A 25,677-nucleotide genomic window follows, 5' to 3' on the forward strand; every position below is an offset into this window, starting at 1 on the left:
AGCACCCCGATGAGCCGTCACACCCTCTCCGTCCTGGTCGAGAACAAGCCCGGCGTCCTCACGCGCGTCGCCGGCCTGTTCGCCCGCCGGTCGTTCAACATCCACTCCCTGGCCGTCGGCCCGACCGAGCACGAGGAGATCTCGCGCATCACGGTGGTCGTCGACGTCGACCAGCTGCCGCTCGAGCAGGTCACCAAGCAGCTCAACAAGCTGATCAACGTGCTGAAGATCGTCGAGCTCGAGGACGCCGCCTCGGTGCAGCGCGAGCTGCTGCTGGTCAAGGTCCGCGCCGAGGGCACCACCCGCACGCAGGTGCTCGAGGTCGTCGAGCTGTTCCGCGCCCACGTCGTCGACGTGGTGCCGGACACCGTGACCATCGAGGCCACCGGCAGCCCGGGCAAGCTCGCGGCGCTGCTCGCGGCGCTCGAGCCGTTCGGCGTCCGCGAGATCGTCCAGTCCGGCACCGTGGCCATCGGCCGCGGCTCCCGCTCCATCACCGACCGGGCGCTCGAGCGCGTCAGCCGGTCGGCCTGACCCACCCACTCCCGCACGACCTGTCACCCCTATCAAGGAGATTCCATCGTGGCTGAGCTGTTCTACGACGACGACGCCGACCTGTCGGTCATCCAGAGCAAGAAGGTCGCCGTCATCGGGTACGGCAGCCAGGGGCACGCGCACGCGCTGAACCTGCGCGACTCCGGCGTCGACGTCACCGTCGGCCTGCGCGAGGGCTCCGCCTCGCGGGCCAAGGCCGAGAACGAGGGCCTCGCGGTCGCCACGGTCGCCGAGGCCGTCAAGGGCGCCGACGTGGTCGTCGTCCTCGCGCCGGACCAGGTCCAGCGGCACATCTACCGCGACGAGATCGCCCCGAACCTCCGCGAGGGCGCGGCGCTGGTCTTCGGCCACGGCTTCAACATCCGGTTCGGCTACATCAAGCCCGAGGCCGGCCACGACATCGTCATGGTCGCCCCCAAGGGCCCGGGCCACCTCGTGCGCCGCGAGTACGTCGACGGGCGCGGCGTGCCGGTGATCGTCGCCGTCGAGCAGGACGCGTCGGGCGCCGCCTGGGACCTCGCGCTGTCCTACGCCAAGGGCATCGGCGGCCTGCGCGCGGCCGGCATCAAGACCACGTTCACCGAGGAGACCGAGACCGACCTGTTCGGCGAGCAGGCCGTCCTCTGCGGTGGCGTGTCCCAGCTGATCCAGTACGGCTTCGAGACGCTGACCGAGGCGGGCTACCAGCCCGAGGTCGCCTACTTCGAGGTGCTGCACGAGCTCAAGCTGATCGTCGACCTCATCTTCGAGGGCGGCATCACCAAGCAGCGCTGGTCCGTCTCCGACACCGCCGAGTACGGCGACTACGTGTCCGGCCCCCGCGTCATCACCCCCGACGTGAAGGCCAACATGCAGGCCGTCCTCGCCGACATCCAGTCGGGCGCGTTCGCGGAGCGGTTCATCACCGACCAGGACGCCGGCGCCCCGGAGTTCAAGGAGCTGCGCGAGAAGGGCCAGAACCACCCGATCGAGCCCGTGGGCCGCGAGCTGCGCAAGCTGTTCGCCTGGGTGAAGCCGTCCGACACGGACTACGTCGAGGGCTCCGCCGCGCGCTGACCCTCCCCGCTCCACGAAGTGGAGAGTCCTGCCCGGACACGCCGCGCGTGTCGGGCAGGACTCTCCACTTCGTGCTTCCACGGCAGGATGGGTCGCATGACCGACGCCGCCACGCCCGACGCGCACGCCGACGAGATCCTCGCGTTCTGGGAGGTGGCCCGGGTGCGGGCCGGCGTGGTCCGGTTCGCCTCCGTGCTGGGTCCGGGGGTGTCCGGGTCGATGGTGCCGCCCTCGTGGTCGTTCGGGGACGACCCGGCGCTGGCGGACCAGCTGCTCGGCCTCGTGCTCGACGGCGTGAAGACGGGCACCTCGACCGCGCTCGCGGAGTTCGAGCTGGGCGGCGAGTCGCTGCCGGTGCGGGGCGAGCTGTCGATCGTCACGGACGGTGCCGGCCGGCCTGGTGCGCTGATCCGGACCACCCGCGTCGAGACCGTCCCGTTCGACCAGGTCGACGAGGAGTTCGCCGCGGCCGAGGGGGAGGACGACCGGACGCTCGCGTCGTGGCGCACGGAGCACGAGCGGTACTGGCGCCGCGTGCTGGAGCCGCTGGGCGCCGCCTTCGCGCCGGACATGCCCGTGGTGACCGAGCGGTTCGAACTGCTGTACCCGCGGCCCTCGGACCGCAGCCCGTCCGAGTCCTGAGACGGGCGTCCCGGTTCGTAAGACGGCTCAGTAGGGTGGCGAGCATGGCGCAGCAGATCAACCTGGCGGTCGTCGCGGGTGACGGCATCGGCACCGAGGTCGTGGAGCAGGGCCTGCTCGCGCTCGACGCGGCCCTCTCCGGAACCGGGACCACGGTCACCACGACCGACTACGACCTGGGCGCGCGCCGCTGGCACGCCACCGGCGAGACGCTGACCGACACCGACCTCGCGGCGATCCGCACGCACGACGCGATCCTGCTCGGCGCGATCGGCGACCCGACGGTCCCGTCCGGGGTGCTCGAGCGCGGGCTGCTGCTGAAGCTCCGGTTCGCCCTGGACCACTACGTGAACCTGCGCCCCTCCAAGTTGTACCCGGGCGTCGTGTCGCCGCTCGCGGACCCGGGCGAGGTCGACTTCGTGGTCGTCCGCGAGGGCACCGAGGGCCCGTACGTCGGCAACGGCGGCGCGATCCGCGTCGGCACGCCGCACGAGATCGCCAACGAGGTCAGCGTGAACACCGCGTTCGGCGTCGAGCGCGTGGTCCGGGACGCCTTCGCCCGCGCCGCGGCCCGCCCGCGCAAGAAGCTGACGCTGGTGCACAAGCACAACGTCCTCGTGCACGCGGGCCACCTGTGGCGCCGCACGGTCGAGGCCGTCAACGCCGAGTTCCCGGACGTCACCGTCGACTACCTGCACGTGGACGCCGCCACGATCTTCCTGGTGACCGACCCGGCCCGGTTCGACGTGATCGTCACGGACAACCTGTTCGGCGACATCCTCACCGACCTCGCCGGCGCGATCGTCGGCGGCATCGGCCTGGCCGCGTCCGCGAACATCAACCCGGACCGCACCACCCCCAGCATGTTCGAGCCGGTGCACGGCTCGGCCCCCGACATCGCCGGGCAGGACAAGGCCGACCCCACCGCGACGGTGCTGTCCGTCGCCCTGCTCCTCGAGCACCTGGGCGAGCGCGACGCCGCCGCCCGCGTCGAGGCCGCCGTCGCGGCCGACGTCGCCGAGCGCGGCGGCCGAGTACGGTCGACGGCCGAGGTGGGCAAGGACCTCGCCGCGCGCATCGCCGGCTGAGCACCCTCGCGCCGCCCCTCGCCGCACCCGCGGACGGGGGGCTGCGTCGTCCCATCCGGTCGTCGCCCCAGGTACCGTCAGTCCAGACTCCTGGTGAAAGGCCGCAGACCGATGAGCATCTCCGACACGACCGACCTCAGCGCCTCCTTCGAGGTGCGCCTCTCCGACAGCCCGCGGCCCGACGCCGAGCGGGAGTCGCTGCTCGCCACGCCGAAGTTCGGCACCGTCTTCACCGACCACATGGCCCGCGTCTCGTGGACGCAGGGTCTCGGCTGGCACGACCGCCGGGTCGAGAAGTACGGCCCGCTGCTCCTGGACCCGGCGACCGCGGTGCTGCACTACGCCCAGGAGATCTTCGAGGGCCTCAAGGCGTACCGCCACGAGGACGGCTCCGTCTGGACGTTCCGGCCGACCGCGAACGCCGAGCGGCTGCAGCGCTCCGCCCGCCGGCTCGCCCTGCCCGAGCTGTCGACCGAGGACTTCCTCGCGTCCGTCACCGCGCTCGTGCGCACCGACGAGGCGTGGGTGCCGTCGGGGGAGGAGACCAGCCTCTACCTGCGGCCGTTCATGTACGCGTCCGAGGCGTTCCTCGGCGTGCGGCCGAGCATGCAGGCCGAGTACCTCGTCATCGCCTCGCCCGTCGGGTCGTACTTCGCCGGCGGCGTGCAGCCGGTGTCCATCTGGGTGTCCGAGGACTACGCGCGCGCCGCGGCGGGCGGCACCGGCGCGGCCAAGTGCGGCGGCAACTACGCCGCCAGCCTGCTGCCGCAGCAGGAGGCGTACGCCCGGGGCTGCGAGCAGGTGTGCTTCCTCGACGCCGCCACCGGCACCCTGATCGAGGAGCTCGGCGGGATGAACGTGTTCGTCGTCGGCGCCGACGGCTCGGTGTCCACGCCGCGGCTCACCGGCTCGATCCTCGAGGGCGTCACGCGCTCGTCGATCCTGCAGCTGCTCGCCGAGGACGGCCGGGAGATCCAGGAGCGCGACATCCCGCTGGCGGAGCTGCTCGCCGGCCTGCGCGACGGCAGCGTCGCCGAGGTGTTCGCCTGCGGCACCGCCGCGGTCGTCACGCCGATCGGCCGGCTCGCGGGCACGGACTTCGACGACACCGTCGGCGACGGCACGGCCGGCCCGGTGATGCAGAGCATCCGCACCCGCCTCACGGACATCCAGTACGGCCGCACCCCCGACACCCACGGCTGGATGCACCGCCTGGTCTGACCGGTCGCGCTCCGCGCGTGGCGCGAGGTCGAGGGGTTGTCGTCGTCGGAGGGGCTCGACCCCTCGACCTCGCCGCAACCCCTCGACCTCGGAGCCGCGGCGCCGGAGCCGCGGCGCCGGGGCCGCGGCGCCGGGGCCGCGGCGCCGCGGCCCGCGTCCCAGGGGGTGGGCGGGGCTGACGGCGGGGGTGGCGTGTGTCACCATGGGGCTGTGTCCGACCTGCGACCGATCGTCATCGCCTAGCGCGTCCGCCCACCACCGCGGACGCGCCGACCTCCCGAACCCGGGGGGTCTTTTTGTTGCTCGACCAGCCCGCCGACCCCGGCGGCCCCGGCACCTCGCACCGTCCCCTCGCCGAGAGAAGCCCGACCCGTGACCAGCCAGCCCCACGACGCGCACACCCCCCGCACGCTGCCGCTCGGCGGCGCGGCGCACCCCGCCGCCGACGGCGGCCCGGCGGCGTTCGACGTCTACGACACCACGCTGCGCGACGGCGCCCAGCAGGAGGGCATGAACCTGTCGGTCGCCGACAAGCTCGCCATCGCCCCGCTGCTGGACGAGCTCGGCGTCGGCTACATCGAGGGCGGCTGGCCCGGCGCGATCCCGAAGGACACCGAGTTCTTCGCGCGGGCGGCCAAGGAGCTCGACCTGCGGCACGCGGTGCTCGCGGCGTTCGGCGCGACGCGCAAGCCCGGCGTGCGCGCGTGGGACGACCCGCAGCTGCGCGCGCTGCTCGACTCCGAGGCGCCGGTCGTGACGCTGGTCGCCAAGAGCGACTCGCGGCACGTCGAGCGCGCCCTGCGCACGACCGGCGCCGAGAACCTGGCCATGGTCGCCGACTCCGTGCGCCTGCTGGTCGACGAGGGGCGCCGGGTGGTCGTGGACGCGGAGCACTTCTTCGACGGCTTCCGGTACGACGCGGCCTACGCGCGGGACGTCGTGCTCGCCGCGGTCGAGGCGGGTGCCGAGACCGTGGTGCTGTGCGACACCAACGGCGGCCTGCTGCCGGCCCAGGTCGGGGAGGTCGTCGGGCAGCTGCGCGCGGCGCTCGGCACGGCCGACCGGCTGACGCGCCTGGGCGTGCACGCGCACAACGACTCCGGCTGCGCGGTCGCCAACTCGCTGGCCGCGGTCGAGGCCGGCGCGGTGCACGTGCAGGGCACGGTGAACGGGTACGGCGAGCGCACGGGCAACGCCGACCTGCTGGCGGTCGTCGCCAACCTCGAGCTCAAGACGGGACGCAGCGTGCTGGTCCCGCCCGCGGACGGCTCCGGCGGGCTGGCCGGGATGACCCGCATCGCGCACCAGATCAGCGAGATCACGAACATCGCGCCGTTCGCCCGGCAGCCCTACGTCGGTGTGAGCGCGTTCGCGCACAAGGCCGGCCTGCACGCGTCCGCGATCCGGGTGGACCCCGACCTCTACCAGCACATCGATCCGCAGGCCGTGGGCAACGGGATGCGGATGCTCGTCTCGGAGATGGCCGGGCGGGCGTCGATCGAGCTCAAGGGCCGCGAGCTCGGGTTCGACCTGGCGGGCCAGGACGAGGTGCTCACCCGGGTGACCAACCGGATCAAGGACGCCGAGGCCCAGGGCTACACGTACGACGCGGCCGACGCGTCGTTCGAGCTGCTGCTCGCCGAGGAGGTCGACGGCCGCCGCCCCGCGTACTTCCGGGTGGAGAGCTGGCGGGCCATCGTCGAGCGGGCCGGCTCGCGCGGGACCCCGGCGACCGCCGAGGCCACGGTGAAGCTGCACGCGGGCGGCGAGCGGATCGTCGCCACCGGCGAGGGGAACGGCCCGGTCAACGCCCTCGACCACGCGCTGCGCCTCGCGCTGCAGCGGGTGTACCCGGAGCTCGCCGAGTTCGAGCTGATCGACTTCAAGGTGCGCATCCTGGACGCGATGCACGGGACGGACGCGGTGACCCGCGTGCTCATCGAGACCACCGACGGGCAGACCGCGTGGAGCACCGTGGGCGTGGGGCCGAACCTGATCGAGGCGTCGTGGGAGGCGCTGACGGACTCGGCGATCTGGGGCCTGCGGAACCGCGGCGTGGCGCCGCGCTGACGGTGCTCGGCGTGCGGGACGCCCCTCCTCGGCGGGCCGGGGCCGTGCAGGTCGTCGTCGCGCTCGACGCCTTCAAGGGCTGCCTCACCAGCACGGAGGCGGGCGAGGCGGCGCGTGCCGGTGTCCTGGCGGCCGACCCGTCCGCCCACGTCCGCGTGCTCCCGGTGGCCGACGGCGGCGAGGGCACGGCCGACGCGCTGCTCGCCGGGCGCCGGGGACGCCGGGTCGTGGCCGCCGTCGTCGACGCGACCGGCCGTCCGGTGGAGGCCGCGTACGCGGTGCTGGACGACGGGCTGGACGACGGGCTGGACGACGGGCCGGACGACGGGCTGGACGACGGCGCGACCGCGGTCGTGGAGGCTGCGTCGTGCGTCGGGCTGACCCTGGTGGACGTGGACGCGGGCCTGCCGCCGCGCGCCGGGTCCGCCGGGCTGGGCCTCCTCGTGCGGCACGCGCTCGACGGCGGGGCCCGGCGGGTCGTCGTCGCCCTCGGCGGGACCGCCTGCACCGACGGCGGGCTCGGGCTGCTGCTGGCCCTGGGCGCACGGGCACGGGACGACACCGGGGCGCCCCTCACGGCGTCCGGCGGCAACCCCCTCTGGCGCTTCGGCACCCTGGACGCCCTGCCGGACGTGGGCGGGGTCGAGCTGGTCGTGCTGACCGACGTCGACAGCCCGCTGCACGGGCCGGACGGTGCGGCGCACGTCTTCGCGCCGCAGAAGGGCGCGACGCCCGAGCAGGTGGAGCACCTCGACGACCGGCTCCGGACGTGGGGTGCGGCGCTCGCGGCGCTCGGCCGGCCCGTCGCGGACCTGCCGGGCGCCGGGGCGGCGGGCGGGCTCGGTGCCGCGCTGCTCGCGCTCGGCGCGCGCCGGGAGCCGGGGTTCGGGTACGTCGCCGCAGCCGTCGGACTCCCCGAGGCGGTCGTGGGGGCCGACCTCGTGCTGACGGGCGAGGGCCGGGTGGACGCCCAGACCGCACGCGGCAAGGGCCCGGCCGGGGTCGCGTGGCTGGGCCGGGACGCGGGTGCCGTGGTCGTGGCGCTCGCCGGCACGGTCGAGCCGGGCGCGGACGACGGCCGCACGTTCGACGCCGTCCTGACGGTGCACGACCGGCCGCGCCCGCTCGCCGAGGCGATGGACCCGGCCGTGACCGCCGCGGGCCTGGCGCGCACGGCGGAGCAGGTGACGCGCCTGGTCCGGGCGTCGCGGGCCGGCGCCCGACCTGTCGCGCAGGACGGGACCGGGCCGTAGCGTGACGCGGGAGGGCCGCCGGTGAGGGGAGCGAGGCGATGACCGAGCCCACGTCCCGGGACGAGTCGCCGGGCCGGGCGCGCGCCTGGCCGTGGCTCCTGGTGCTCGTCGTGGCGCTGGTCGTCGGCGTCCTGCTGGCGTGGCGCCCCTGGGCGGAGCCGCGCGCGACCGGTGACCCGGCGGGCACGCCGAGCTCGACCGGCTCCGCGACCGCCACGACGGAGCCCGCGACCCCGGCCCCGGCCGCGGGTGCCGCCGGCTTCGACGCCGGCACCGCGGCCACCCTGTTCCTCACCGACGCCGAGCTGGCCCAGGCGGTGCCGGACGCCGCCGGGCTGAGCCTCGCCGACGCCGAGGAGGCGGTCTGGGGGCTGCCGCAGGGCTCGGCCGTCGACCCGCCCGGCTGCACCCCCGCCGTGACGATCGTCGAGGAGGAGCCCGAGACGTTCCTGCGCCGGTTCGCCAGCGACGAGGCGGTCACGGTGATCCAGTCGGTCATGGTGCTGCCCGACGACGCGGCGGCATCGGCGGCGTTCGAGGTGCTGGTGCGCACCCTCGAGCAGTGCGACACCTACGAGCAGCACAACCCCGGGGTCGACGGCGGTGCGTGGACGGGTGACCCGCCGGAGACCGACCGCGGCGTCGTCCCGAGCGTCGTCCGGCGGCTGACGCTGACGGCCGAGGGCGCGACCAGCCCCGAGATCGAGGTCACGGTGCTCGCGGGCGACGCGCTGGTGACGACCACGGCGTCGGGCGTCGACCCGGCGGCCGACCCCGCGGACCCGGACGTGCTGGCCGAGGTCGCGCGGGCGAGCGCGCAGCGGGCCCTCCAGTCGCTCGCCCCCTGAGCCGCCCGGCCCGGCCCAGGTACCGAGGTGGCAGGAACCACCGGGGATCCCGCCCGGATCCGCTGTCCTTCTGCACCCTCGGCCGGCGGAAGGCCCGGATCGGGGGTCCGGAGCGGCCTAGGATCGGGGTCGTGCGTGGTGAGTACAAGGTCCCCGGCGGCAAGCTCGTGGCAGCGGACGTGGAGGTGGTCGACGGCGCGCTCGCGGAGGTGAGCGTCAGCGGCGACTTCTTCCTCGAGCCGGACGAGGCGCTCGCGGTCATCGACGAGTCCCTGCGGGGCCGGCCCGCCGACGCGCGCGTCGCGGACCTGACCGAGGCGGTCGAGGCCGGCCTGCGCCGTGCCGAGGCCGACGGCCGGTTCGACGTCCCGGTGCAGATGGTGGGGTTCAGCGCGGAGTCCGTGGCCATCGCCGTGCGCCGCGCGCTCGGGCACGCGACGAGCTGGCAGGACCACACCTTCGAGCTGATCCACCCCGGGCCGCTGCCGCCCGCCGTGCTGGGCGCGCTCGACCAGGTGCTCACGGAGGAGCTCGCCGCCGGCCGGCGCGGGCCGACGCTGCGGTTCTGGGAGTGGACCGAACGTGCCGTGTTCATCGGCTCGTTCCAGTCGCTGCGCAACGAGGTCGACCCCGAGGGCGCCGCGAAGCACGACGTGACCGTGGTGCGGCGGATCTCCGGGGGCGGCGCCATGTTCATGGAGGCCGGCAACTGCATCACGTTCTCGCTGGTGGTGCCGGCGTCGCTGGTCGACGGCCTGTCGTTCGAGCAGTCGTACCGGTTCCTCGACGACTGGGTGATCGGCGCCCTCGCCGACGTCGGCGTCACGGCGACGTTCGCCGGGCTGAACGACCTCGCGTCCCCGGCCGGCAAGATCGCGGGCTCGGCGCAGAAGCGGCTGGCGGGCGGCGCCGTGCTGCACCACATGACGATGGCCTACGACATCGACGCGGACAGGATGCTCGAGGTGCTGCGCATCGGGCGCGAGAAGCTGTCCGACAAGGGCACCACCAGCGCGAACAAGCGCGTCGACCCGGTGCGCTCGCAGACGGGCATGGCGCGCGAGGCCGTCATCGACGCGTTCATCGCGCACTTCCGTTCGCGGTACACGACGGTCGACGGCGCGCTGCGACCGGAGGAGCTCGCGCGCGCGGAGGAGCTCGTCGCGGAGAAGTTCGGCAACCCGGAGTGGACCGCGCGGGTGCCGTGACCAGGGTCGGGTGGGTGGTGTCCCGGATGTCGCGCGGCACCCCGGCCTGACAGGCTGGGCGGCGTGAAGGCGCTCCTCAACATCATCTGGCTGCTGTTCGGCGGCATCTGGCTCGCGCTCGGCTACGTGCTGGCGGGGATCATCTGCTGCGTGCTGATCGTGACCATCCCGTTCGGCATCGCGTCGTTCCGGATGGCCAGCTACGCGCTGTGGCCGTTCGGCCGGACGATCGTCGACCACCCGCGCGCCGGGGCCATGTCGGCGATCGGCAACGTGGTCTGGTTGCTGGTCGCGGGGTGGTGGCTCGCCATCGGGCACCTGACGACGGCGCTGGCCCAGGCCATCACGATCGTCGGCATCCCGCTGGCGATCGCCAACCTCAAGATGATCCCGGTCTCGCTGCTGCCCCTGGGCAAGGAGATCGTGCCGACGGACCGGCCGTTCGCGGCCTACGGGCGGTAGCCCTCAACCCGCGGCCGCGAGCCGCAGCACGACGACCAGCGCCGCCGCGCCGAGCAGGACCGCGCCGGTGGCGGTCGCGGCGAGCAGCCCGCCGCCGGGGGTGCGTCCAGGGGGCGCGTCGAGCGCGGCGGACCACTGCGCGGCCCGGCGCCCGGCCGCGCGGCCCAGGGCCGCCGCCGCGAGCACGGCGGCGACGACCGGCACCCAGACCGCCGGCCCCAGCCACGGCTCGAGCACCCGCCCGGCGACCAGCGCGCCCGCCGCCAGCGCCAGCGCGGTCCGCCGCCACGCCAGCGCCGTGCGCTCGGGCTGCGCCCCCGGCGGGACGTCCCCGGCCGTCACCGCACCAGCAGCCCGACCAGGACCAGGGCCCCGGCCAGGGCGACGCCGAGGGCCAGCGGCCCGCCGAGCGCCGGGGCGGGCAGCGGCCGGCGCTCGCGGATCGCCCGCTCGGCGCGCGCCCAGCCGAACCACGCCTGCACCGGTGCCACGATGCCGAGCACCAGCAGCACGAGCGACGCCGCAAGCCGCAGGTGCGGCTCGACGGGCAGGTCCAGCGCCTCGAGCGCCACGCCGCCGGCGAGCAGGGCCAGGGCGGTGCGGACCCACGCCAGGAAGGTGCGCTCGTTGGCCAGCGAGAACCGGCCGTCGGGCTCGGTCCCGCGCGCGTAGACCTGCCGGGGGAACCGCCGGTCGCCGGTCACGCGGCGGCGCCGGGGGTGCCCGCGGTGCCGGGCGAGGCAGGCGCGGCCCGCCGGGCGCCGAACACCGCCGTGCCGATCCGCACGATCGTCGCGCCCTCCGCGACGGCTGCCTCGAGGTCGCGGCTCATCCCCATCGACAGCTCGGTGGCGTCGGCCGTGCCGGGGTCGCCGGAGCCGGTGACCTTGTCCCGCAGGTCGCGCAGCAGCGCGTAGCCGGCGCGGACGGCGCGCTCGTCGGCGGTGTTCGCGCCGACGGTCATGAACCCGCGCAGCCGCAGCCGGTCCTGGCCGGCGACCGCCCGCACGACGTCGAGCGCGTCCTGCGGGGCGGCGCCGCTCTTGGTCGGCTCGCCCGACACGTTGACCTGGACCAGCACGTCGAGCGTGCGGTCGGTGTCGGCGCACCGGCGGGCGAGCCGCTCCGCCAGGGCGGGGGAGTCGACGCTCTGCACGCAGGTCGCCCAGCGCAGCGCGGCGTTGACCTTGTTGGACTGCAGCGGCCCGATCACGTGCAGCTCGGGTGCGAGGTCCACCAGGTCCGGGGCCTTGGCCACGAGCTCCTGGACCCGGTTCTCGCCGACCAGCACGCGGCGCGCGGCGCCCGCGGTCGTCGCGGTGCCGGCGATGTCGGCCAGCAGGGCGGCCCGCACGGTCGCGGCGTCCGTCGTCTTGGTGGCGAGCAGCAGGCGGACCGAGCCCGGCGCGCGGCCCGCGGCCTGCTCCGCGGCGGCGATCCGCGCCCGCACGCGCGCGAGCCGCTCCGCCACCTCGGTCGCCCCCGTCGTCATGGTCCCGACCCTAATCGGTGCCCGGCCGCGGACCGCCGTCGGCCGCAGCGGCGTACCGGCCGGCGAGCTCCCGGGCGGCGGCGCGGAGCTCGGGCGGTCCGACGACGGCCATCGGCACGTCGAACATGCCGAGCCGCGCGGCGAGCCCGCCCCAGGACCACGACCCGGCGACCAGCCGCGACCGGTCCGCGTCGAGCGGCTCCACCACGTCGGTCGGGCCCGACCACCGCGCGACGACGGACGCGGGCGCGTCGAGCACCGCCTCGCCGCGGCAGGGGTGGGCCACCCCCGCGAACTGCCGCTGCAGATAGGTTGCCACGTCGGGATCCGGCAGCTCGCGGCGCTCGAACCGCGGGCCGGTCGGCGTCCGGGGGTGCAGCCGGTCGACGCGGAAGGTGCGCCAGTCGGCGCGGTCGAGGTCCCAGGCGACCAGGTACCAGCGGCTCCCGCGGAGGACGAGGTGGTGCGGCTCGGCCCGCCGGGGCGCTGCGCCGGAGGTGCCCTGGTAGTCGAACCGCAGCACCTCCCGCGCCCGGACGGCCGTGCCGATCGCCACCAGCCGCTCGGTGTCCACCCGCTCCTCGGCCAGCGCCTCGGGCCGGCGCACGGCCGTCACCTCCAGGCCGTCGACCCGGGCGCGCAGCCGGGCGGGCAGCACCTGCCGCAGCGTCGCGAGCGCGCGGGCCGCGGCCTCGTCCAGCCCGTCGACGCCGGTGGTCGCGGTCTGCAGCGCCACGGTCAGGGCCACCACCTGCTCGTCGTCGAGCATCAGCGGCGGCATGGCGCTGCCGGCCGCCAGCCGGTACCCGCCGTCCGGCCCCTTCGTCGCGTGCACCGGGTAGCCCAGCGCGCGCAGCCGGTCGACGTCCCGGCGCACCGTGCGGGGGCTGACCCCGAGCCGGCCGGCGAGCACCTCGCCCGGCCAGTCGCGGCGGGTCTGCAGCAGCGAGAGCAGGGACAGCAGCCGCGACGACGGCGTCGCGGGCCCGGCGTCCAGGAGGTCCGACATGTCTCCAGTGTGCTCCGGGTAGCGGACAGGATCTGACCGCTACCGCGAGGAGAGTCGTGCTCTCGACGACGGAGGGGAGTGCTGCGGTGATCCACACCAGCGGACTGACCAAGGACTTCAGCGGGGGCAAGGGCGAGACCGTGCACGCCGTGCGCGGCATCGACCTGGACATCGCGCCCGGCGAGCTCGTGGCCGTGCTCGGCCCGAACGGCGCCGGCAAGACCACCACGATCCGGATGCTGACCACGCTCATCGCGCCCACCGCGGGCACCGCGACCGTGGCCGGGGCGGACATCACGCGGGAGCCGGGGACCGTCCGGCGCCGCATCGGCTACGTCGGGCAGGGCAACGGTGCGGGCCACGCCCAGCGGGCGCTCGACGAGCTGGTCGTGCAGGGCGTCGTGTACGGGCTCGACCGGCGCGACGCCCGGCGCCGGGCCGGCGAGCTCATGGCGCAGCTCGAGCTGGAGCCGCTGGCCCGGAGGAAGGTGTCCGACCTGTCCGGCGGGCAGCGGCGGCGGCTCGACGTGGCGCTCGGCCTCGTGCACGCGCCGCGGCTGCTGTTCCTCGACGAGCCGTCTACCGGCCTCGACCCGCACAACCGCGCCAACCTGTGGGAGCACATCCTGCGGCTGCGCGCGCAGCACGACATGACCGTCGTGCTCACGACGCACTACCTGGACGAGGCCGACTCCATGGCCGAGCGGGTCGTGGTGGTCGACGACGGGCAGGTCATCGCCGACGACACCGCGGCCGCGCTCAAGCACACGCTGGCCGGCGACCGCCTGGTGCTGGCCGTCGCGGACCCGACCGACGCCCCGGCGCTGGCCGAGGTCGTCGCGCGGGCGGGAGGTGCGCGGGACCTGGAGGTCGAGGGTGCGGCCGTCCGCGCCCGGGTCGCCGACGCGCCGACCGCCCTGCCCGACGTGCTGGCGGAGGCAGTGCGCCGCGGCATCCGGGTGGCGCGGGCCGAGGGGCTGCAGCCCACGCTCGACGACGTCTTCCTGACCCTCACCGGCCGCAGCCTGCGCGACGAGGGCGCAGCACGGCCGGCCGACCCCGTGGAGGTGGCGGCATGACCGCGACGACGACCGCACCCGTGACCGAGACGCTCCCGGCCCGCGAGGCCGCGCGCTCCTGGTGGGGCGACGCCTGGCTCGTGATGACGCGCGAGCTGATGCCGACCCTGCGCGACCCGTTCTCCGTCGTGTTCGGCCTGATCCAGCCCGTCGTGTTCCTCGGGCTGTTCGGGCCGCTGCTGGCGGGGTCGGGGGGGGACGGGCTGCCGGGCGGGGACGTCTGGGCGTGGTTCGTGCCCGGGATCCTCGTGATGACGACGCTGTTCGGCACCTCCACCACCGGCGCGAACCTGCTGTTCGAGATGCAGACCGGCGCGCACGAGCGGCTGCTCGTCACCCCGCTCGCCCGGTCCGCGCAGCTGGTCGGCCGGTCCTGGAAGGAGATGGTGCCGATCGTCGCGCAGTCGGTCGTGGTGGTGGCGGTGATGCTGCCGTTCGGGTTCACGTTCAGCCCGCCGGGCGCGCTGCTCGGGCTGCTGCTCCTCGCGGTGTTCGGCGTCGGGATCGGCTCGCTGTCGTACGCGCTGGCCATCGCCGTGCGGAAGCAGGACTGGATGTTCTGGGCGGTGCAGCAGACCCTGCTGTTCCCGCTGCTCATCCTGTCGGGGATGCTGCTGCCGCTGGAGTCGGGCCCGCGGTGGATGCAGGTCGCGGCCGACGTGAACCCGCTGCGGTACGTGGTCGACGCGGAGCGGGCGCTGTTCGCGGGCGACCTCGCGAGCAGCACGGTGCTGTGGGGCGTGGTCGCGGCGGTGCTGACGGCGGCGCTGGGTCTGCTGGTCGGCGTCCGCACGCTGGCACGCAGCGCCCGCTGACGGGTCGGAACGCCTCTGACGGCCGGCGTGGGCCGGCTGTCAGGGGCGGGCGATGTCGGCGACCGTGGCCGAGGTCAGGTCGACCAGGTCCCCGGGGGCGAGCTCGACGTCGAGGCCGCGGCGTCCGCCGGACACGAGCACCGTGTCGAACAGCCACACCGTCTCGTCGACGACGGTCGGGTGGGCGGTCCGCTGCCCGAGCGGCGAGATGCCGCCGACCACGTAGCCGGTGGCACGCTGGGCCGCCGCCGGGTCCGCCATCGCGGCCTTCTTCCCGCCCACCGCGTGCGCGAGCGCCTTGAGGTCGAGCTTGCCCGTCACCGGGACGACCGCCACGGTGAGCTCGCCGTCGACCGACGCCATCAGGGTCTTGAAGACCCGCTCGGGCTCGACGCCCAGCACCTCGGCCGCCTCGAGGCCGTACCCGACGGTGCTGCCCGGGTCGTGCTCGTACGGGTGCGCGGTGTGCGGGACCCCGGCGGCGGCCAGCGCGACGAGCGCGGGCGTCCCGGACGGCGACTGCTTCGGCCTGCTCACGCCGTCACTCTAGGACCGGGCGGCCCGGCGGAGGTGCGCCGGAGGCGGCGCCGCCGCGTGCCGGCCGGCGTCAGAGGGCGAGGCCCACCAGCGCGCCGACGCCCCAGGTGATCGTCATCGCGAGCGAGCCGCCGACGACGTTCCGGAGCACGGCGCGGCCTGCGGGTGCACCGCCGAGGCGGGCGCTCGAGGAGCCGGTGACGACGAGCGCCACCACCACCGCGGCGAAGGTCGCCACCACGCGGCCCGAGCCCCACGGTGCCAGGACGACCAGCAGCGGCACCAGACCGCCGACGACGAACGACACCAGCGAGGCGGTCGCCGCGTGCCACGGGTTGGTCAGCCCCTCCTCGGCGTCGCGGAGCCCGTGCGCGCGGAGCACCCGCTCGGCGTCGCGCTGGCTGCTGACCGAGACGTACTCGCCGGCCGCCATCGAGAGCGCGCCGGCCACCAGCGCGGCGACGCCGGCGATCACCATCGCGGCGGTCCCCGTCGCGGCACCCGCCACGCCGACGACGGTCGCGGCCACGGAGACGATGCCGTCGTTCGCGCCGAGCACCCCGGCGCGCAGCCAGTTCAGGCGCTCGGCGGTCGGCATCGAGGCAGGGGTCCCCGTCGAGGCCGGACCGCCGTCGGTAGGGGGAACCGCGACGGCCCGGCGCTGGGGGCCGCGCTCGTCGACCGCGTCCGGGTCGGCGGACCGCGCGCCCGTCGGGAGGACGGTGCGGTGGTGGTCCAGGAGGCCGGTCGACAGGGCGTTCATGTGACCCACGGTAGGCCTGTTCGGAGACCGTGTCATCACAGGAAAGGCTGCCCTGACCTGCGGAAACACAGGTATGGCTATCCTCATTCGGGCGTGGCTGTCAGAAAACCCGCAGGTCAGAGCGGTCCGACGTCCAGCACCCGCAGCACGACCTCGCCGGCGGCGTCGGAGGCCGGCAGGTCGACCAGCGCGTCGATGCGCCAGTCGTGGTCGCCGGCGGGGTCGTCGAGCAGCTGCCGCACGAACCACAGGTCCCCGCGAGCGCCCGCCTCGCCGTGCGCCGCCGGCCGCTGGTCCACCTGGAACAGCGCCGGCCCGCGGGCCGCGGGGCCGGTGAGGATCTCGTCGTGGTCGTCGTAGAACGGGTCGAGGGCGTCGGCCCACCGGTCGGCGGTCCACGGCTCGTCCTCGGCGTCGAGGTCCTTCAGCGCGGCGAGCGCCGGGTACGCCTCGCGGGCGGCGAGGTCGACGCGGCGGAACAGCGCCCCGCGCACCAGAGCGCGGAACACCCGCGTGCTCGTGGTGATCGGCGGGGGAGCGTCGTCCTCGGGCCGGGACTCGGTGACGGTGGCGTCGTCGAGGTCCTCGGGGTGCGCCAGCCGCTCCCACTCGTCGAGCAGGCTGGAGTCGGTGCGCCGGACCAGGTCGCCCAGCCACTCGATGATCTCGTGCAGCTCCTCGGTGCGGGCGTCGTCGGGCACGGTCTGCCGCAGGGCGCGGAACGCGTCGGCGAGGTACCGGAGCAGCACGCCCTCGGTGCGGTCCAGCTGGTAGCTCGACACGTACTCCGCGAACGTCGCGGCGTGCTCGTGCATCTCGCGCACGATCGACTTGGGCGACAGCTCGTGGTCGGCGACCCACGGGTTGGTCTGCTTGTAGATCTGGAACGACGCGCCCAGCAGCTCGGCCAGCGGCCGCGGGTAGGTGACGTCCTCCAGGAGCGCCATCCGCTCCTCGTACTCGATGCCGTCGGCCTTCATCGCGGCGACCGCCTCGCCGCGGGCCTTGTTCTGCTGCGCGGCGAGCACCTGGCGCGGGTCGTCCAGCGTGGCCTCGATGACGGAGACGACGTCGTGCGCGTAGCCCGGGTCCTCGATGTCCAGCAGGTCGAGCGCGGCGTACGCGAACGGGGACAGCGCCTGGTTGAGCGCGAACGTCGGCGGCACGTCGACGGTGAGCCGGACCGTGCGCCGCAGCCGCTCCGGGCCCGGGCCGTCGTGGACGACCCGCTCGACCACGCCCGCGGCGCGCAGCGAGCGGTAGATCGCGACCGCCTGCCGGATCAGCCGGCCGCGGGCCGCCTCGGGCTCGTGGTTGTCGAGCAGCAGGTGCTTCATGGTCTCGACCGGGTCGCCCGTGGGGCGCGCCAGGACGTTCAGCACCATCGCGTGCGTCACCGAGAACGAGGACGTCAGCGGCTCGGGCTCGGCGTCCCGCAGCCGCTCGAACGTCTTGTCGGTCCAGTTGACCATCCCGGGCGGCGCCTGCTTGCGGACGATCTTCTTGAGCTTCTTCGGGTCGTCGCCGGCCTTGGCCAGGGCCTTGCGGTTCTCGATCACGTGCTCGGGCGCGAGCACCAGCACCTCGCCGGTGGTGTCGTAGCCCGCGCGGCCGGCGCGCCCGGCGATCTGGTGGAACTCGCGGGCGGACAGGTGCCGCATCCGGGTGCCGTCGTACTTCACCAGGGAGGTGAGCAGCACGGTGCGGATCGGGACGTTGATGCCGACGCCCAGGGTGTCGGTGCCGCAGACGACGCGGAGCAGGCCCTTCTGGGTCAGCCGCTCGACCACGCGGCGGTACTTGGGCAGCATGCCCGCGTGGTGCACGCCGACGCCGTGCCGGAGCAGCCGGGACAGCGTCCTGCCGAACCCGGGGCCGAACCGGAAGTCGCCGAGCTCGGCGGCGATCACGTCGCGCTGCTCCCGGCTGGCGAGAGTCGTCGACAGCAGGGCCTGCGCGCGCTCGACCGCCTCCTTCTGCGTGAAGTGCACGACGTACACGGGGGAGCGGCCGGTCTGCACCAGCATCTCCAGCAGCTCGTGCAGCGGCTCGACCTCGTAGGTGAAGGACAGCGGCACCGGGCGCTCGGCCCCTGCGACGACCGACACCGGCACGTCCGTGCGGCGCTCGAGGTCCTCGGCGAAGAACGACACGTCGCCGAGGGTCGCCGACATCAGCAGGAACTGCGCGCGCGGCAGCTCCAGCAGCGGCACCTGCCACGCCCAGCCGCGCTGCGGGTCGGAGTAGAAGTGGAACTCGTCCATGACGACCTGGCCGACGTCCGCTCCGGGACCCTGGCGCAGCGCGACGTTGGCGAGGATTTCGGCCGTGCAGCAGATGATCGGCGCGTCGGGGTTCACCGCGGAGTCGCCGGTCATCATGCCGACGTTGGCGGAGCCGAACGCCTCGACCAGCGCGAAGAACTTCTCGCTGACCAGGGCCTTGAGCGGCGCGGTGTAGTAGGTCCGGCGGCCCTGCGCCAGCGCGACGAAGTGCGCCGCGGTCGCGACCAGCGACTTCCCGGAGCCCGTGGGCGTCGACAGGATGACGTGCGAGCCGGTGACCAGCTCCAGCAGCGCCTCGTCCTGGTGCGGGTAGAGGGTCAGCCCCTGGTCCGCGGCCCAGTCGAGGAATGCGGCGTAGAGGGCGTCGGCGTCGGTGGGGTCCGCCGGGACCCGGTCGGCGAGGGTCTGGCGGGAGGCGGGCACCGGCCGATCCTTTCACGCCGGGCGCACCCCTACAGTGGGCGACCATGAGCACCACCGAGGCCGCCGCACCCGTGACCCCGCCCGCCGTCGAGATGTGGACGGACGGCGCCTGCAAGGGCAACCCGGGCCCGGGCGGCTGGGGCGTGCTGCTGCGGTCGAACGGGCACGAGCGCGAGCTGTTCGGCGGGGAGCCCGCCACCACGAACAACCGCATGGAGCTGACCGCGGTCATCGAGGGGCTCCGCGCGCTGAACCAGCAGTGCCGCGTCGACCTGCACATCGACTCGCAGTACGTGATGAACGGGGTCACCAAGTGGATCGCCGGCTGGAAGCGGAACAGCTGGCGCACCGCCGACAAGAAGCCGGTGAAGAACCAGGACCTGTGGCAGGCGCTCGACGCCGAGGTGGCCCGGCACGCGATCAGCTGGCACTGGGTCAAGGGCCACGCGGGCGACCCGGGGAACGAGCGCGCGGACCAGCTGGCCAACAAGGGCGTCGACCAGGTCCGCGCGGGCTGACCCGCCGGACCGGTGAGCGTTCCGCTGGTGGTCCAGACCAGTTACAGTCGGTCCGTGCCCAACGCCGGGCACACCCCGCTCGCACCGGAGGTCGCGCCCATGGAACGGTCCGTCGTCGTCGCCATCGCGGAGGGGCTGCACGCCCGCCCCGCCGCCCTGTTCGTCGCGGAGGCCGGCAAGCAGCCGGTCCCGGTCACCGTCCGCAAGGGTGATGCCGCCCCGGTGCAGGCCGCGAGCATCCTCGGGGTGATGACCCTGGGCGCGGCCGCCGGCGAGACCGTGGTGCTGGCCACCGAGGCCGACGGCCCCGAGGCCGAGACCGCGCTCGACGCGCTGGAGACGTTCCTGCGGCAGACCGAGATCGCGTAGCGCGTCCGACGCAGCCCCGGCACGCACGGCGTGCCGGGGCCGCGTCGTCCGTGCCGTGCCGGGCTGTCCGCGCCGGGCCGTGCCGTGCCGGGACGTGCGCGGCCGGGTCTAGAGCCCCAGCTCGGCCAGGACCGGCAGCGCCGCCCGGACCGCCGCGCGGCCCTCGGCCGGCGTCCGCGCCCCGAGCGCCACCCCCGCCGCCCGGCGGCAGTCGGCCAGCGTGACGGACCCGAGCACCGCGGCGACGTCCGCCAGCGCCCGCGGCGTCATCGACAGCGAGGTCACCCCGAGCCCGACCAGCACCGGTGCCAGCGCCGGGTCGGCCGCGGCCTCGCCGCACACGCCCACGGGCCGGTCCTGCTCCGCCCCGCCCCGGCAGGTCGCCGCGACCAGCGCCAGGACCGCGGGCTGCCACGGCGTCGACAGCGTCGCCAGGTCGGCGAGCTCTCGGTCCGCGGCCATGGCGTACTGCGTCAGGTCGTTCGTGCCGAGGCTGGCGAACCGGGCGTGGGCCAGCACCGGCCCGGCGCAGAGCGCGGCCGCGGGGACCTCGACCATCACGCCCGCCTGAGCGAGCCCGTGCGCCGCGCACAGCCGGACGAACCCCTCGGCCTCGTCGGGCGTGGCGACCATCGGCGCCATCACCCAGACCTCGGCTTGCTCGGCGGCGGCCGCGGCGGCGATCGCCTCCAGCTGCCGGTCCAGCACGTCGGGGTGCCGGACGGCGGTGCGCAGCCCCCGGACGCCGAGCGCCGGGTTCGGCTCGCCGGCCGCGGTGACGAAGGGCAGCGGCTTGTCGGCGCCGGCGTCGAGCGTCCGCACGACGACCTTCCGCCCGGGGAACGCCGCGAGGACCGACCGGTACGCCTCGACCTGCTCGGCCACCGTCGGCTCCTCGGTGCGCCCGAGGAAGCAGAACTCGGTGCGGAACAGCCCGACGCCCTCGGCCCCCGCCTCGGCGGCGGCGCGGGCCGCGGACGGGTCGGCGACGTTGGCCAGGAGCTGCACGCGGTGCCCGTCGGCGGTGGCACCGGTGCCGTCGAAGGCGCGGTCGCGGCGCGCCCGGGCCCGCTCGGCCGCGGCGAGCTCCTCGGCGCCGGGGGAGCGCAGCACGTCGCCCGCCGAGCCGTCGACGACCACGGTCTCCCCGTCGGTCAGCCCGGCCGCGTCCGGCGCCGCGACGACCGCCGGGATGCCCAGCGCGCGGGCCAGGATCGCGGTGTGCGAGGTCGGCCCGCCGCCGACCGTGACGATCGCGACCACCTGCGCGGGGTCGAGCGTGGCGGTGTCGGCCGGTGCCAGGTCGTGCGCGACGAGCACGAAGGGGTGCCCCGGGTCCGGGACCCCCGGCGGGCGCACCCCGGTCAGCCGGGCCACGAGCCGGTCGCGGACGTCGGCGACGTCCTGGGTGCGCTCGGCCATATAGCCCCCGAGCGCCGCGAGCTGCTCGACGACGACGCCCGCCGCCTCCCACACGGCACGCTCCGGCGTGCTGCGGGCGGACCGGACCCGCCGGGCGGCGTCCGCCGCGAGCGCGGGGTCGGCGGCCATCGCGGCGGCGACGGCCAGCACCTCGGCGGCCGTCCCGGTCGCGGCCCCGGCCGCGGCGGTCAGCTCCGCCCGGACCCCGGCCACCGCGGCCTCCAGCGCGGCGACGGCCGCCTCCGGGTCGGCGCCGTCGGGCAGGGTGGCGGCGGGCGGCACGGCGACGGGCGCCGGCATGGTCACGACCACGCCGGCGCCCGTCCCGGGGCTGACCCCGACGCCGTGGAGGGCGAGCGTCACAGGGTCCCTGCAGCGCCCTCGGCGCCCTCGGTCCCGTCGGTCCGCCTGGTGCCACCGGCGTGGCGGCCCGGGTCGTCCGCCCGCGACTCCACCCGCGCCGACGGCACCGTGGCCACCGGCTGCTCGACCTGCGCGTCGGCCGGCGTGCGGACCTCGTCGCCCGCGCCCTCGGCCACGGGGTCGTCCTCGCGGCCGGGGGTCTTGAAGTTGAACCTCAGGATCATGAACCGGAACAGGAAGTAGTAGACGACCGCGTAGCCCAGGCCGATCACGATGAGCAGCAGCGGCTGCTCGGCGATCCGGAAGTTCAGCAGGTAGTCGATGGCGCCCGCGGAGAACCCGAAGCCGCTGCGGATGTCGAGCGCGTTGACCAGGGCCAGCGACGTGCCGGTGAGCACGGCGTGGATCGCGTACAGCGGGTAGGCCACGTAGACGAACGCGAACTCGAGCGGCTCGGTGACGCCGGTGACGAACGCGACCAGCGCGGCCGAGCCCATGATGCCGGCGATGACCTTGCGGTTCTTCTTCTTCGCGGTGTGCACGATGGCCAGCGCGGCCGCGGGCAGCGCGAACATCATGATCGGGAAGAAGCCGGTCATGAACGTGCCGGCGGTCGGGTCGCCGTGCAGGAACCGGGCGATGTCGCCGTTCCAGGTCTGGCCGTCCGCGTCGTAGGAGCCGAACTGGAACCACGGCAGCGAGTTCAGCAGGTGGTGCAGGCCGAACGGCAGCAGCAGGCGGTTGAGCGTGCCGAACACGAACGCGCCGATGATCGTCGAGCCGGTGACCCAGTCGCCGACCGCGGTGAACCCGGCGTCGAAGGCGGGGTAGATGAGCGCGGCGACGACGCCGATCAGCACCGCCACGCCGGCCGTGACGATCGGCACGAACCGCCGGCCGCCGAAGAACGCCAGGTAGGCCGGCAGCTTGATCCGGTAGAACCGCTGGTAGAGCAGCGCGGCGGTCAGGCCGATCACGATGCCGCCGAGCACGCCGTAGTTGATGAGCTCCTGGACCTCGCCCTCGCCGGCGCGGTCGAGCACGTACGGCGACAGCGCGTCGGTGACGCCCGTGAACACCAGGTACCCGATCAGGGCGGCGAGGCCGGTGGAGCCGTCGGCCTTGCGGGCGTAGCCGATGGCGACGCCGAGGGCGAACAGCAGCGGCAGGTTGCCGAGCAGGGCGTTGCCGGCCGCGGCGAGCACGTCGGCGACCGGCAGCAGCCAGTCGGCGTTCCGGCCGAGGCCGTCCGCGCCGAGCATGTCGGACTGGCCGAGCCGGAGCAGCAGCGCGGCGGCGGGCAGCGAGGCGATCGGCAGCATGAGCGAACGGCCCACGCGCTGGAGCTGCGCGAGCCCGGGGATGCCCCGCTTGGGGGTGTCGACCGTGGTGGCGGACATGGTCACTCCTCGTCGAGAAGGGTGCGGGGGAGGGCCCGCCGACGTGGCCGGCGGGTGCGTGCGCTCGAGGGGGAACGCGGGGACTTGCGTGGTCGCCGTCGAGTCCGGCAAGTTGTCTGGACCAGTTGCGGTCAGAGTGGTCTAGACCGGAAGATGTGTCAAGGACCACATCCCGGCCGCAGCTGCTGCGTCACGGACCCGGTGGGACGGACGACGACGACCGGAGTGGGAGGGTGAGGCCGTGCACGCCGACCAGCCCCGCCCCGCCGAGCCGGCCCGTCGCGGCGCCCACAAGTACCAGGAGGTCCGGTCGTACCTGGTCGACCTGGTGGAGCGCGAGCTGCTGGTCGGCGACGCGATCCCGTCCGAGCGCACGCTCTGCGAGCGGTTCGGCGTCTCCCGGATGACCGTGCGCCAGGCGGTGGACGCCCTCGTCGGCGAGGGTCTGCTGGTCCGCGAGCAGGGCCGCGGCACCTTCGTGGCCCCGCAGCGCATGGACTTCGAGATGCGCCTGACCACGTTCGGCGAGGAGATGCGCCGCCGGGGGATGCGTCCCGAGACGCGCGTCCTCGGCGTCGGCACGGTGCCCGCCTCCGTCGAGGCCGCCGACGCCCTCGGGACCCCGGTCGGCGCACCGCTGCACCACCTGCGCCGGGTCCGGTCCGCCGACGGCTCGCCGATGAGCATCGAGCAGCACTGGGTCCCGGTCGCGCTGGTCCCGGACCTGCTGGCCGCCGGGCCGCCGCCGAGCATGCACGACGCCCTGCGGGCCGTGGGCCTCGAGCCCTCCTGGGGCGAGGAGACGCTCACGGCCGCGGACGCCACGGACGAGGAGGCCGCGCTGCTCGACCTGCGCACCACCCGGGCGGTGCTCCGTGCCACCCGGCGCACCTTCAGCACCGACACCCCCGCCATGTACTCGCGCGCCTGCTACCGCGGCGACCGGTACAGCGTGTGGGTGCCGCTCAGCGCGCCGGGCCCGGCGCTGGTCCCGCGGGTGCGGGCCGACGAGGGCGAGCGCGAGGCCGTGGGGGTGCAGCCGTGACCGAGAGGAGCAGCCGGATGACGCACCGGGGGACCGACCAGGCGGCGGCGATCCTCGCCGGGCTCGGCGGCGTGGGCAACATCGACGAGATCGAGCCGTGCACCACGCGGCTCCGGTCCCTGGTCAAGGAGCCGTCCCGGGTGGACGCCGCCGCCCTGCGCGCCGCCGGCGCGTTCGGCGTGATGGTGTCCGGCCGGGTGGTGCAGGTGGTGATCGGCCCGAGCGTCGACACCCTCGCGTCCGACCTGGAGGACCTGATGTGAGCCGCTCGACCCCCACCGCAGACCACACCGGCTGAGCCACGAGGAGAGAACCATGAGCAAGGCAGAGCAGATCCTGGCCGGACTGGGCGGCGACGCCAACATCGTCGACCTGGAGCCGTGCATCACGCGGCTGCGCGTCGAGGTCGAGGACCCGTCCAAGGTCACCGAGGCCGTCCTGAAGGCGGCGGGCGCGATCGCCGTCATGCAGTCGGGCACCGTCGTGCAGGTCATCGTCGGGCCGGAGGCGGACACGCTCGCCTCCGACATCGAGGACCTGCGCTGATGGCGGCACTGACCGTCCTCGCCCCCGTCGCCGGCGTGGTGCACGCGCTCGCGGACGTGGACGACCCGGTGTTCGCCGGGGAGATCGTGGGACCGGGTCTCGCGGTCCAGCCGGACACGGAGAGCGGCGCGGGCCGCGCGGTCGTCGCGCCCGTCGCCGGCACCGTCGCCAAGCTGCACCCGCACGCGTTCGTGCTGCTCGCCGAGGGCGGCCGCGGCGTGCTGGTGCACCTGGGCATCAACACGGTCCAGCTCGGCGGCGAGGGCTTCACCCTGCACGTCGCCGAGGGGGACGCCGTCACGCAGGGCCAGCTCCTCGTGGAGTGGGACCCGGCGGCCGTCGAGGCCGGCGGCCGGTCGGCGATCTGCCCGGTCGTCGGGCTCGAGGCCGCGCCCGGCTCGCTCACGCGGCTGGCCGAGCCCGGCACCCGCGTGTCGCCCGGCGACCCGCTGCTGTCCCTGGACTGACCCCGACGACGGCAGGCGGTCCGGGGCGGGGCCGACGTCCCGCCCCGGACGCCTGCCGCAGGTCGATACTGGGGCGATGCTGCCCCGACCGACGACGCGGGACCTGCTCCGGTCGCTGCCCGCCCTCACCGGCGACCTCCCCGAGGTCGACCCCTACGCGCTGCCCGCCGACCCCGTCCAGGCGTTCGAGGGCTGGCTGGCGGACGCCGTCGCGGCCCGGGTGCCCGAGCCGCACGCCGTGCTGCTGGCGACGACCGGCCCGGACGGCGCGCCGAGCGCCCGCGTGGTGCTGCTGACCGACGTGGCCGACGGCGCGTGGGTGTTCGCCACCGACGCCCGCACCGCCAAGTCGCGCGACCTGGCGGCGGACCCGCGCGCCGCGCTGACGTCGTACTGGCAGCCCCTGGGCCGGCAGGTCCGGGTGGCCGGCCGGGCGCGGGCCCTCGACGCGGCGGCGTGCGCCGCGGACTTCCTCAGCCGGTCGCCCAGCTCGCGCGCCGCGGCGCTGGCGTCCCGGCCCGGCGAGCCGCTGCTGTCGGTGGGGGAGCTGTCCGACGCCGTCGTCGAGGCACGGGTCCGTGTGGACCGCGAGCCCGGGCTGGTGCTGCCGACCTGGCAGCTCTGGGCGGTCGAGCCCGAGGAGGTCGAGCTCTGGCAGGGCGTCTCGGACCGCGCGCACCTGCGGGTCCGGTACGTCCGCGTCGACGGGCGCTGGGACCGGCACCTCGACTGGCCGTGAGG

General features: G+C 75.1%; 28 protein-coding genes. 19 read left to right on the forward strand and 9 right to left on the reverse strand.

Annotation, left to right across the window (positions count from 1 at the left end; all coding sequences use genetic code 11):
* Positions 1–9: 9 nt before the first annotated feature.
* From ilvN to ACWPWW_RS16580, 10 genes are all read left to right on the forward strand, one after another.
* Positions 10–534, forward strand: a complete 525-nt coding sequence (gene ilvN / locus ACWPWW_RS16535; protein ID WP_454051423.1) for an acetolactate synthase small subunit — start codon at positions 10–12, stop codon at positions 532–534.
* Between the two features lie 48 nt (positions 535–582).
* Positions 583–1,611: a ketol-acid reductoisomerase gene (gene ilvC, locus ACWPWW_RS16540; RefSeq protein WP_454051424.1), complete on the forward strand. Its 1,029-nt coding sequence runs from the start codon at positions 583–585 to the stop codon at positions 1,609–1,611.
* Between the two features lie 96 nt (positions 1,612–1,707).
* Positions 1,708–2,253 (forward strand): ASCH domain-containing protein, encoded by a 546-nt coding sequence (locus ACWPWW_RS16545; protein WP_454051425.1) that lies wholly within the window; start codon positions 1,708–1,710, stop codon positions 2,251–2,253.
* Between the two features lie 44 nt (positions 2,254–2,297).
* Entirely contained in the window at positions 2,298–3,341 is a 1,044-nt protein-coding gene (locus ACWPWW_RS16550) for a 3-isopropylmalate dehydrogenase (protein WP_454051426.1), read from the forward strand.
* Between the two features lie 111 nt (positions 3,342–3,452).
* Positions 3,453–4,562 carry a branched-chain amino acid aminotransferase gene (locus ACWPWW_RS16555; RefSeq protein WP_454051427.1) on the forward strand — a complete coding sequence of 370 codons (1,110 nt, stop codon included), beginning with the start codon at positions 3,453–3,455 and terminating at the stop codon, positions 4,560–4,562.
* Positions 4,563–4,973: 411 nt separating this feature from the next.
* Positions 4,974–6,632, forward strand: a complete 1,659-nt coding sequence (gene cimA, locus ACWPWW_RS16560) for a citramalate synthase (protein WP_454051853.1) — start codon at positions 4,974–4,976, stop codon at positions 6,630–6,632.
* Between the two features lie 11 nt (positions 6,633–6,643).
* Positions 6,644–7,885 (forward strand): glycerate kinase family protein, encoded by a 1,242-nt coding sequence (locus tag ACWPWW_RS16565; RefSeq protein WP_454051428.1) that lies wholly within the window; start codon positions 6,644–6,646, stop codon positions 7,883–7,885.
* A gap of 38 nt (positions 7,886–7,923) precedes the next feature.
* Positions 7,924–8,733 (forward strand): sensor domain-containing protein, encoded by an 810-nt coding sequence (locus ACWPWW_RS16570; RefSeq protein WP_454051429.1) that lies wholly within the window; start codon positions 7,924–7,926, stop codon positions 8,731–8,733.
* Positions 8,734–8,864: 131 nt separating this feature from the next.
* On the forward strand, positions 8,865–9,941 hold the full coding sequence (locus ACWPWW_RS16575) for a lipoate--protein ligase family protein (RefSeq protein ID WP_454051430.1): 1,077 nt from the start codon (positions 8,865–8,867) through the stop codon (positions 9,939–9,941).
* 63 nt (positions 9,942–10,004) lie between these two features.
* Entirely contained in the window at positions 10,005–10,403 is a 399-nt protein-coding gene (locus ACWPWW_RS16580; RefSeq protein WP_454051431.1) for a YccF domain-containing protein, read from the forward strand.
* 3 nt (positions 10,404–10,406) lie between these two features.
* Here the strand turns inward: ACWPWW_RS16580 and ACWPWW_RS16585 are convergent, their stop codons facing one another.
* The 4 genes from ACWPWW_RS16585 to ACWPWW_RS16600 are packed head-to-tail and all read right to left on the reverse strand — an operon-like array spanning position 10,407 to position 12,904.
* The gene (locus tag ACWPWW_RS16585; protein WP_454051432.1) at positions 10,407–10,745 is read right to left on the reverse strand and encodes a DUF202 domain-containing protein; all 339 of its coding nucleotides are present in this window, start codon (positions 10,743–10,745) and stop codon (positions 10,407–10,409) included.
* Positions 10,742–11,107, reverse strand: a complete 366-nt coding sequence (locus ACWPWW_RS16590; protein ID WP_454051433.1) for a YidH family protein — start codon at positions 11,105–11,107, stop codon at positions 10,742–10,744. Before ACWPWW_RS16590 ends, ACWPWW_RS16585 begins: the two co-directional genes overlap by 4 nt.
* A complete protein-coding gene (locus ACWPWW_RS16595) occupies positions 11,104–11,895 on the reverse strand; it encodes a YggS family pyridoxal phosphate-dependent enzyme (protein ID WP_454051434.1) in 792 nt (263 codons plus the stop codon). Before ACWPWW_RS16595 ends, ACWPWW_RS16590 begins: the two co-directional genes overlap by 4 nt.
* A 10-nt stretch (positions 11,896–11,905) precedes the next feature.
* Entirely contained in the window at positions 11,906–12,904 is a 999-nt protein-coding gene (locus tag ACWPWW_RS16600) for a helix-turn-helix transcriptional regulator (protein ID WP_454051435.1), read from the reverse strand.
* 86 nt (positions 12,905–12,990) lie between these two features.
* On the opposite strand from ACWPWW_RS16600, the gene ACWPWW_RS16605 reads away from it, so the two are divergent.
* Together ACWPWW_RS16605 and ACWPWW_RS16610 are read left to right on the forward strand one after the other, a co-directional pair.
* Complete coding sequence (locus ACWPWW_RS16605) at positions 12,991–13,983, forward strand: ATP-binding cassette domain-containing protein (protein ID WP_454051436.1); 993 nt, start codon at positions 12,991–12,993, stop codon at positions 13,981–13,983.
* On the forward strand, positions 13,980–14,798 hold the full coding sequence (locus tag ACWPWW_RS16610; protein ID WP_454051437.1) for an ABC transporter permease: 819 nt from the start codon (positions 13,980–13,982) through the stop codon (positions 14,796–14,798). The genes ACWPWW_RS16605 and ACWPWW_RS16610 overlap by 4 nt, the downstream gene beginning before the upstream one ends.
* 39 nt (positions 14,799–14,837) lie before the next feature.
* On the opposite strand, the gene ybaK is transcribed toward ACWPWW_RS16610, so the two are convergent.
* The 3 genes from ybaK to ACWPWW_RS16625 all read right to left on the reverse strand — a co-directional run bounded on the left by ybaK (position 14,838) and on the right by ACWPWW_RS16625 (position 18,806).
* Positions 14,838–15,335 (reverse strand): Cys-tRNA(Pro) deacylase, encoded by a 498-nt coding sequence (gene ybaK / locus ACWPWW_RS16615; protein ID WP_454051438.1) that lies wholly within the window; start codon positions 15,333–15,335, stop codon positions 14,838–14,840.
* A gap of 70 nt (positions 15,336–15,405) precedes the next feature.
* A complete protein-coding gene (locus tag ACWPWW_RS16620; RefSeq protein WP_454051439.1) occupies positions 15,406–16,098 on the reverse strand; it encodes a VIT1/CCC1 transporter family protein in 693 nt (230 codons plus the stop codon).
* A gap of 116 nt (positions 16,099–16,214) precedes the next feature.
* A complete protein-coding gene (locus ACWPWW_RS16625) occupies positions 16,215–18,806 on the reverse strand; it encodes a DEAD/DEAH box helicase (RefSeq protein WP_454051440.1) in 2,592 nt (863 codons plus the stop codon).
* Between the two features lie 44 nt (positions 18,807–18,850).
* Here ACWPWW_RS16625 and rnhA point away from each other — a divergent pair, with 44 nt between their 5' ends.
* Together rnhA and ACWPWW_RS16635 are read left to right on the forward strand one after the other, a co-directional pair.
* Positions 18,851–19,324 (forward strand): ribonuclease HI, encoded by a 474-nt coding sequence (rnhA, locus tag ACWPWW_RS16630; RefSeq protein ID WP_454051441.1) that lies wholly within the window; start codon positions 18,851–18,853, stop codon positions 19,322–19,324.
* Positions 19,325–19,378: 54 nt separating this feature from the next.
* Positions 19,379–19,693 carry an HPr family phosphocarrier protein gene (locus ACWPWW_RS16635; RefSeq protein ID WP_454051442.1) on the forward strand — a complete coding sequence of 105 codons (315 nt, stop codon included), beginning with the start codon at positions 19,379–19,381 and terminating at the stop codon, positions 19,691–19,693.
* A gap of 108 nt (positions 19,694–19,801) precedes the next feature.
* Here ACWPWW_RS16635 and ptsP read toward each other — a convergent pair whose 3' ends face one another.
* The gene (gene ptsP / locus ACWPWW_RS16640; RefSeq protein ID WP_454051443.1) at positions 19,802–21,478 is read right to left on the reverse strand and encodes a phosphoenolpyruvate--protein phosphotransferase; all 1,677 of its coding nucleotides are present in this window, start codon (positions 21,476–21,478) and stop codon (positions 19,802–19,804) included.
* Entirely contained in the window at positions 21,475–22,878 is a 1,404-nt protein-coding gene (locus ACWPWW_RS16645; RefSeq protein WP_454051444.1) for a PTS transporter subunit EIIC, read from the reverse strand. Before ACWPWW_RS16645 ends, ptsP begins: the two co-directional genes overlap by 4 nt.
* A gap of 241 nt (positions 22,879–23,119) precedes the next feature.
* On the opposite strand from ACWPWW_RS16645, the gene ACWPWW_RS16650 reads away from it, so the two are divergent.
* The 5 genes from ACWPWW_RS16650 to ACWPWW_RS16670 all read left to right on the forward strand — a co-directional run bounded on the left by ACWPWW_RS16650 (position 23,120) and on the right by ACWPWW_RS16670 (position 25,675).
* Entirely contained in the window at positions 23,120–23,923 is an 804-nt protein-coding gene (locus tag ACWPWW_RS16650) for a GntR family transcriptional regulator (RefSeq protein ID WP_454051445.1), read from the forward strand.
* A 17-nt stretch (positions 23,924–23,940) separates the two neighbouring features.
* On the forward strand, positions 23,941–24,186 hold the full coding sequence (locus tag ACWPWW_RS16655) for a glucose PTS transporter subunit EIIB (RefSeq protein WP_454051446.1): 246 nt from the start codon (positions 23,941–23,943) through the stop codon (positions 24,184–24,186).
* Between the two features lie 52 nt (positions 24,187–24,238).
* Positions 24,239–24,469, forward strand: a complete 231-nt coding sequence (locus ACWPWW_RS16660; protein ID WP_454051447.1) for a PTS transporter subunit EIIB — start codon at positions 24,239–24,241, stop codon at positions 24,467–24,469.
* Positions 24,469–24,936 carry a PTS sugar transporter subunit IIA gene (locus ACWPWW_RS16665; RefSeq protein ID WP_454051448.1) on the forward strand — a complete coding sequence of 156 codons (468 nt, stop codon included), beginning with the start codon at positions 24,469–24,471 and terminating at the stop codon, positions 24,934–24,936. Before ACWPWW_RS16660 ends, ACWPWW_RS16665 begins: the two co-directional genes overlap by 1 nt.
* Before the next feature lie 76 nt (positions 24,937–25,012).
* Entirely contained in the window at positions 25,013–25,675 is a 663-nt protein-coding gene (locus ACWPWW_RS16670) for a pyridoxine/pyridoxamine 5'-phosphate oxidase (RefSeq protein ID WP_454051449.1), read from the forward strand.
* Positions 25,676–25,677 lie beyond the last annotated feature (2 nt).

The sequence above is a fragment of the Cellulomonas sp. Marseille-Q8402 genome, from assembly GCF_965119525.1.

Bases quoted from the DNA above. Each gene is read 5' to 3' on its own strand.
- ilvN (WP_454051423.1), top strand. From the start codon at position 10: ATGAGCCGTCACACCCTCTCCGTCCTGGTCGAGAACAAGCCCGGCGTC.
- ACWPWW_RS16545 (WP_454051425.1), top strand. From the start codon at position 1,708: ATGACCGACGCCGCCACGCCCGACGCGCACGCCGACGAGATCCTCGCG.
- ACWPWW_RS16550 (WP_454051426.1), top strand. From the start codon at position 2,298: ATGGCGCAGCAGATCAACCTGGCGGTCGTCGCGGGTGACGGCATCGGC.
- ACWPWW_RS16555 (WP_454051427.1), top strand. From the start codon at position 3,453: ATGAGCATCTCCGACACGACCGACCTCAGCGCCTCCTTCGAGGTGCGC.
- ACWPWW_RS16570 (WP_454051429.1), top strand. From the start codon at position 7,924: ATGACCGAGCCCACGTCCCGGGACGAGTCGCCGGGCCGGGCGCGCGCC.
- ACWPWW_RS16595 (WP_454051434.1), bottom strand. From the start codon at position 11,895: ATGACGACGGGGGCGACCGAGGTGGCGGAGCGGCTCGCGCGCGTGCGG.
- ACWPWW_RS16600 (WP_454051435.1), bottom strand. From the start codon at position 12,904: ATGTCGGACCTCCTGGACGCCGGGCCCGCGACGCCGTCGTCGCGGCTG.
- ACWPWW_RS16610 (WP_454051437.1), top strand. From the start codon at position 13,980: ATGACCGCGACGACGACCGCACCCGTGACCGAGACGCTCCCGGCCCGC.
- ACWPWW_RS16620 (WP_454051439.1), bottom strand. From the start codon at position 16,098: ATGAACGCCCTGTCGACCGGCCTCCTGGACCACCACCGCACCGTCCTC.
- rnhA (WP_454051441.1), top strand. From the start codon at position 18,851: ATGAGCACCACCGAGGCCGCCGCACCCGTGACCCCGCCCGCCGTCGAG.
- ACWPWW_RS16645 (WP_454051444.1), bottom strand. From the start codon at position 22,878: ATGTCCGCCACCACGGTCGACACCCCCAAGCGGGGCATCCCCGGGCTC.
- ACWPWW_RS16655 (WP_454051446.1), top strand. From the start codon at position 23,941: ATGACGCACCGGGGGACCGACCAGGCGGCGGCGATCCTCGCCGGGCTC.
- ACWPWW_RS16660 (WP_454051447.1), top strand. From the start codon at position 24,239: ATGAGCAAGGCAGAGCAGATCCTGGCCGGACTGGGCGGCGACGCCAAC.
- ACWPWW_RS16665 (WP_454051448.1), top strand. From the start codon at position 24,469: ATGGCGGCACTGACCGTCCTCGCCCCCGTCGCCGGCGTGGTGCACGCG.
- ACWPWW_RS16670 (WP_454051449.1), top strand. From the start codon at position 25,013: ATGCTGCCCCGACCGACGACGCGGGACCTGCTCCGGTCGCTGCCCGCC.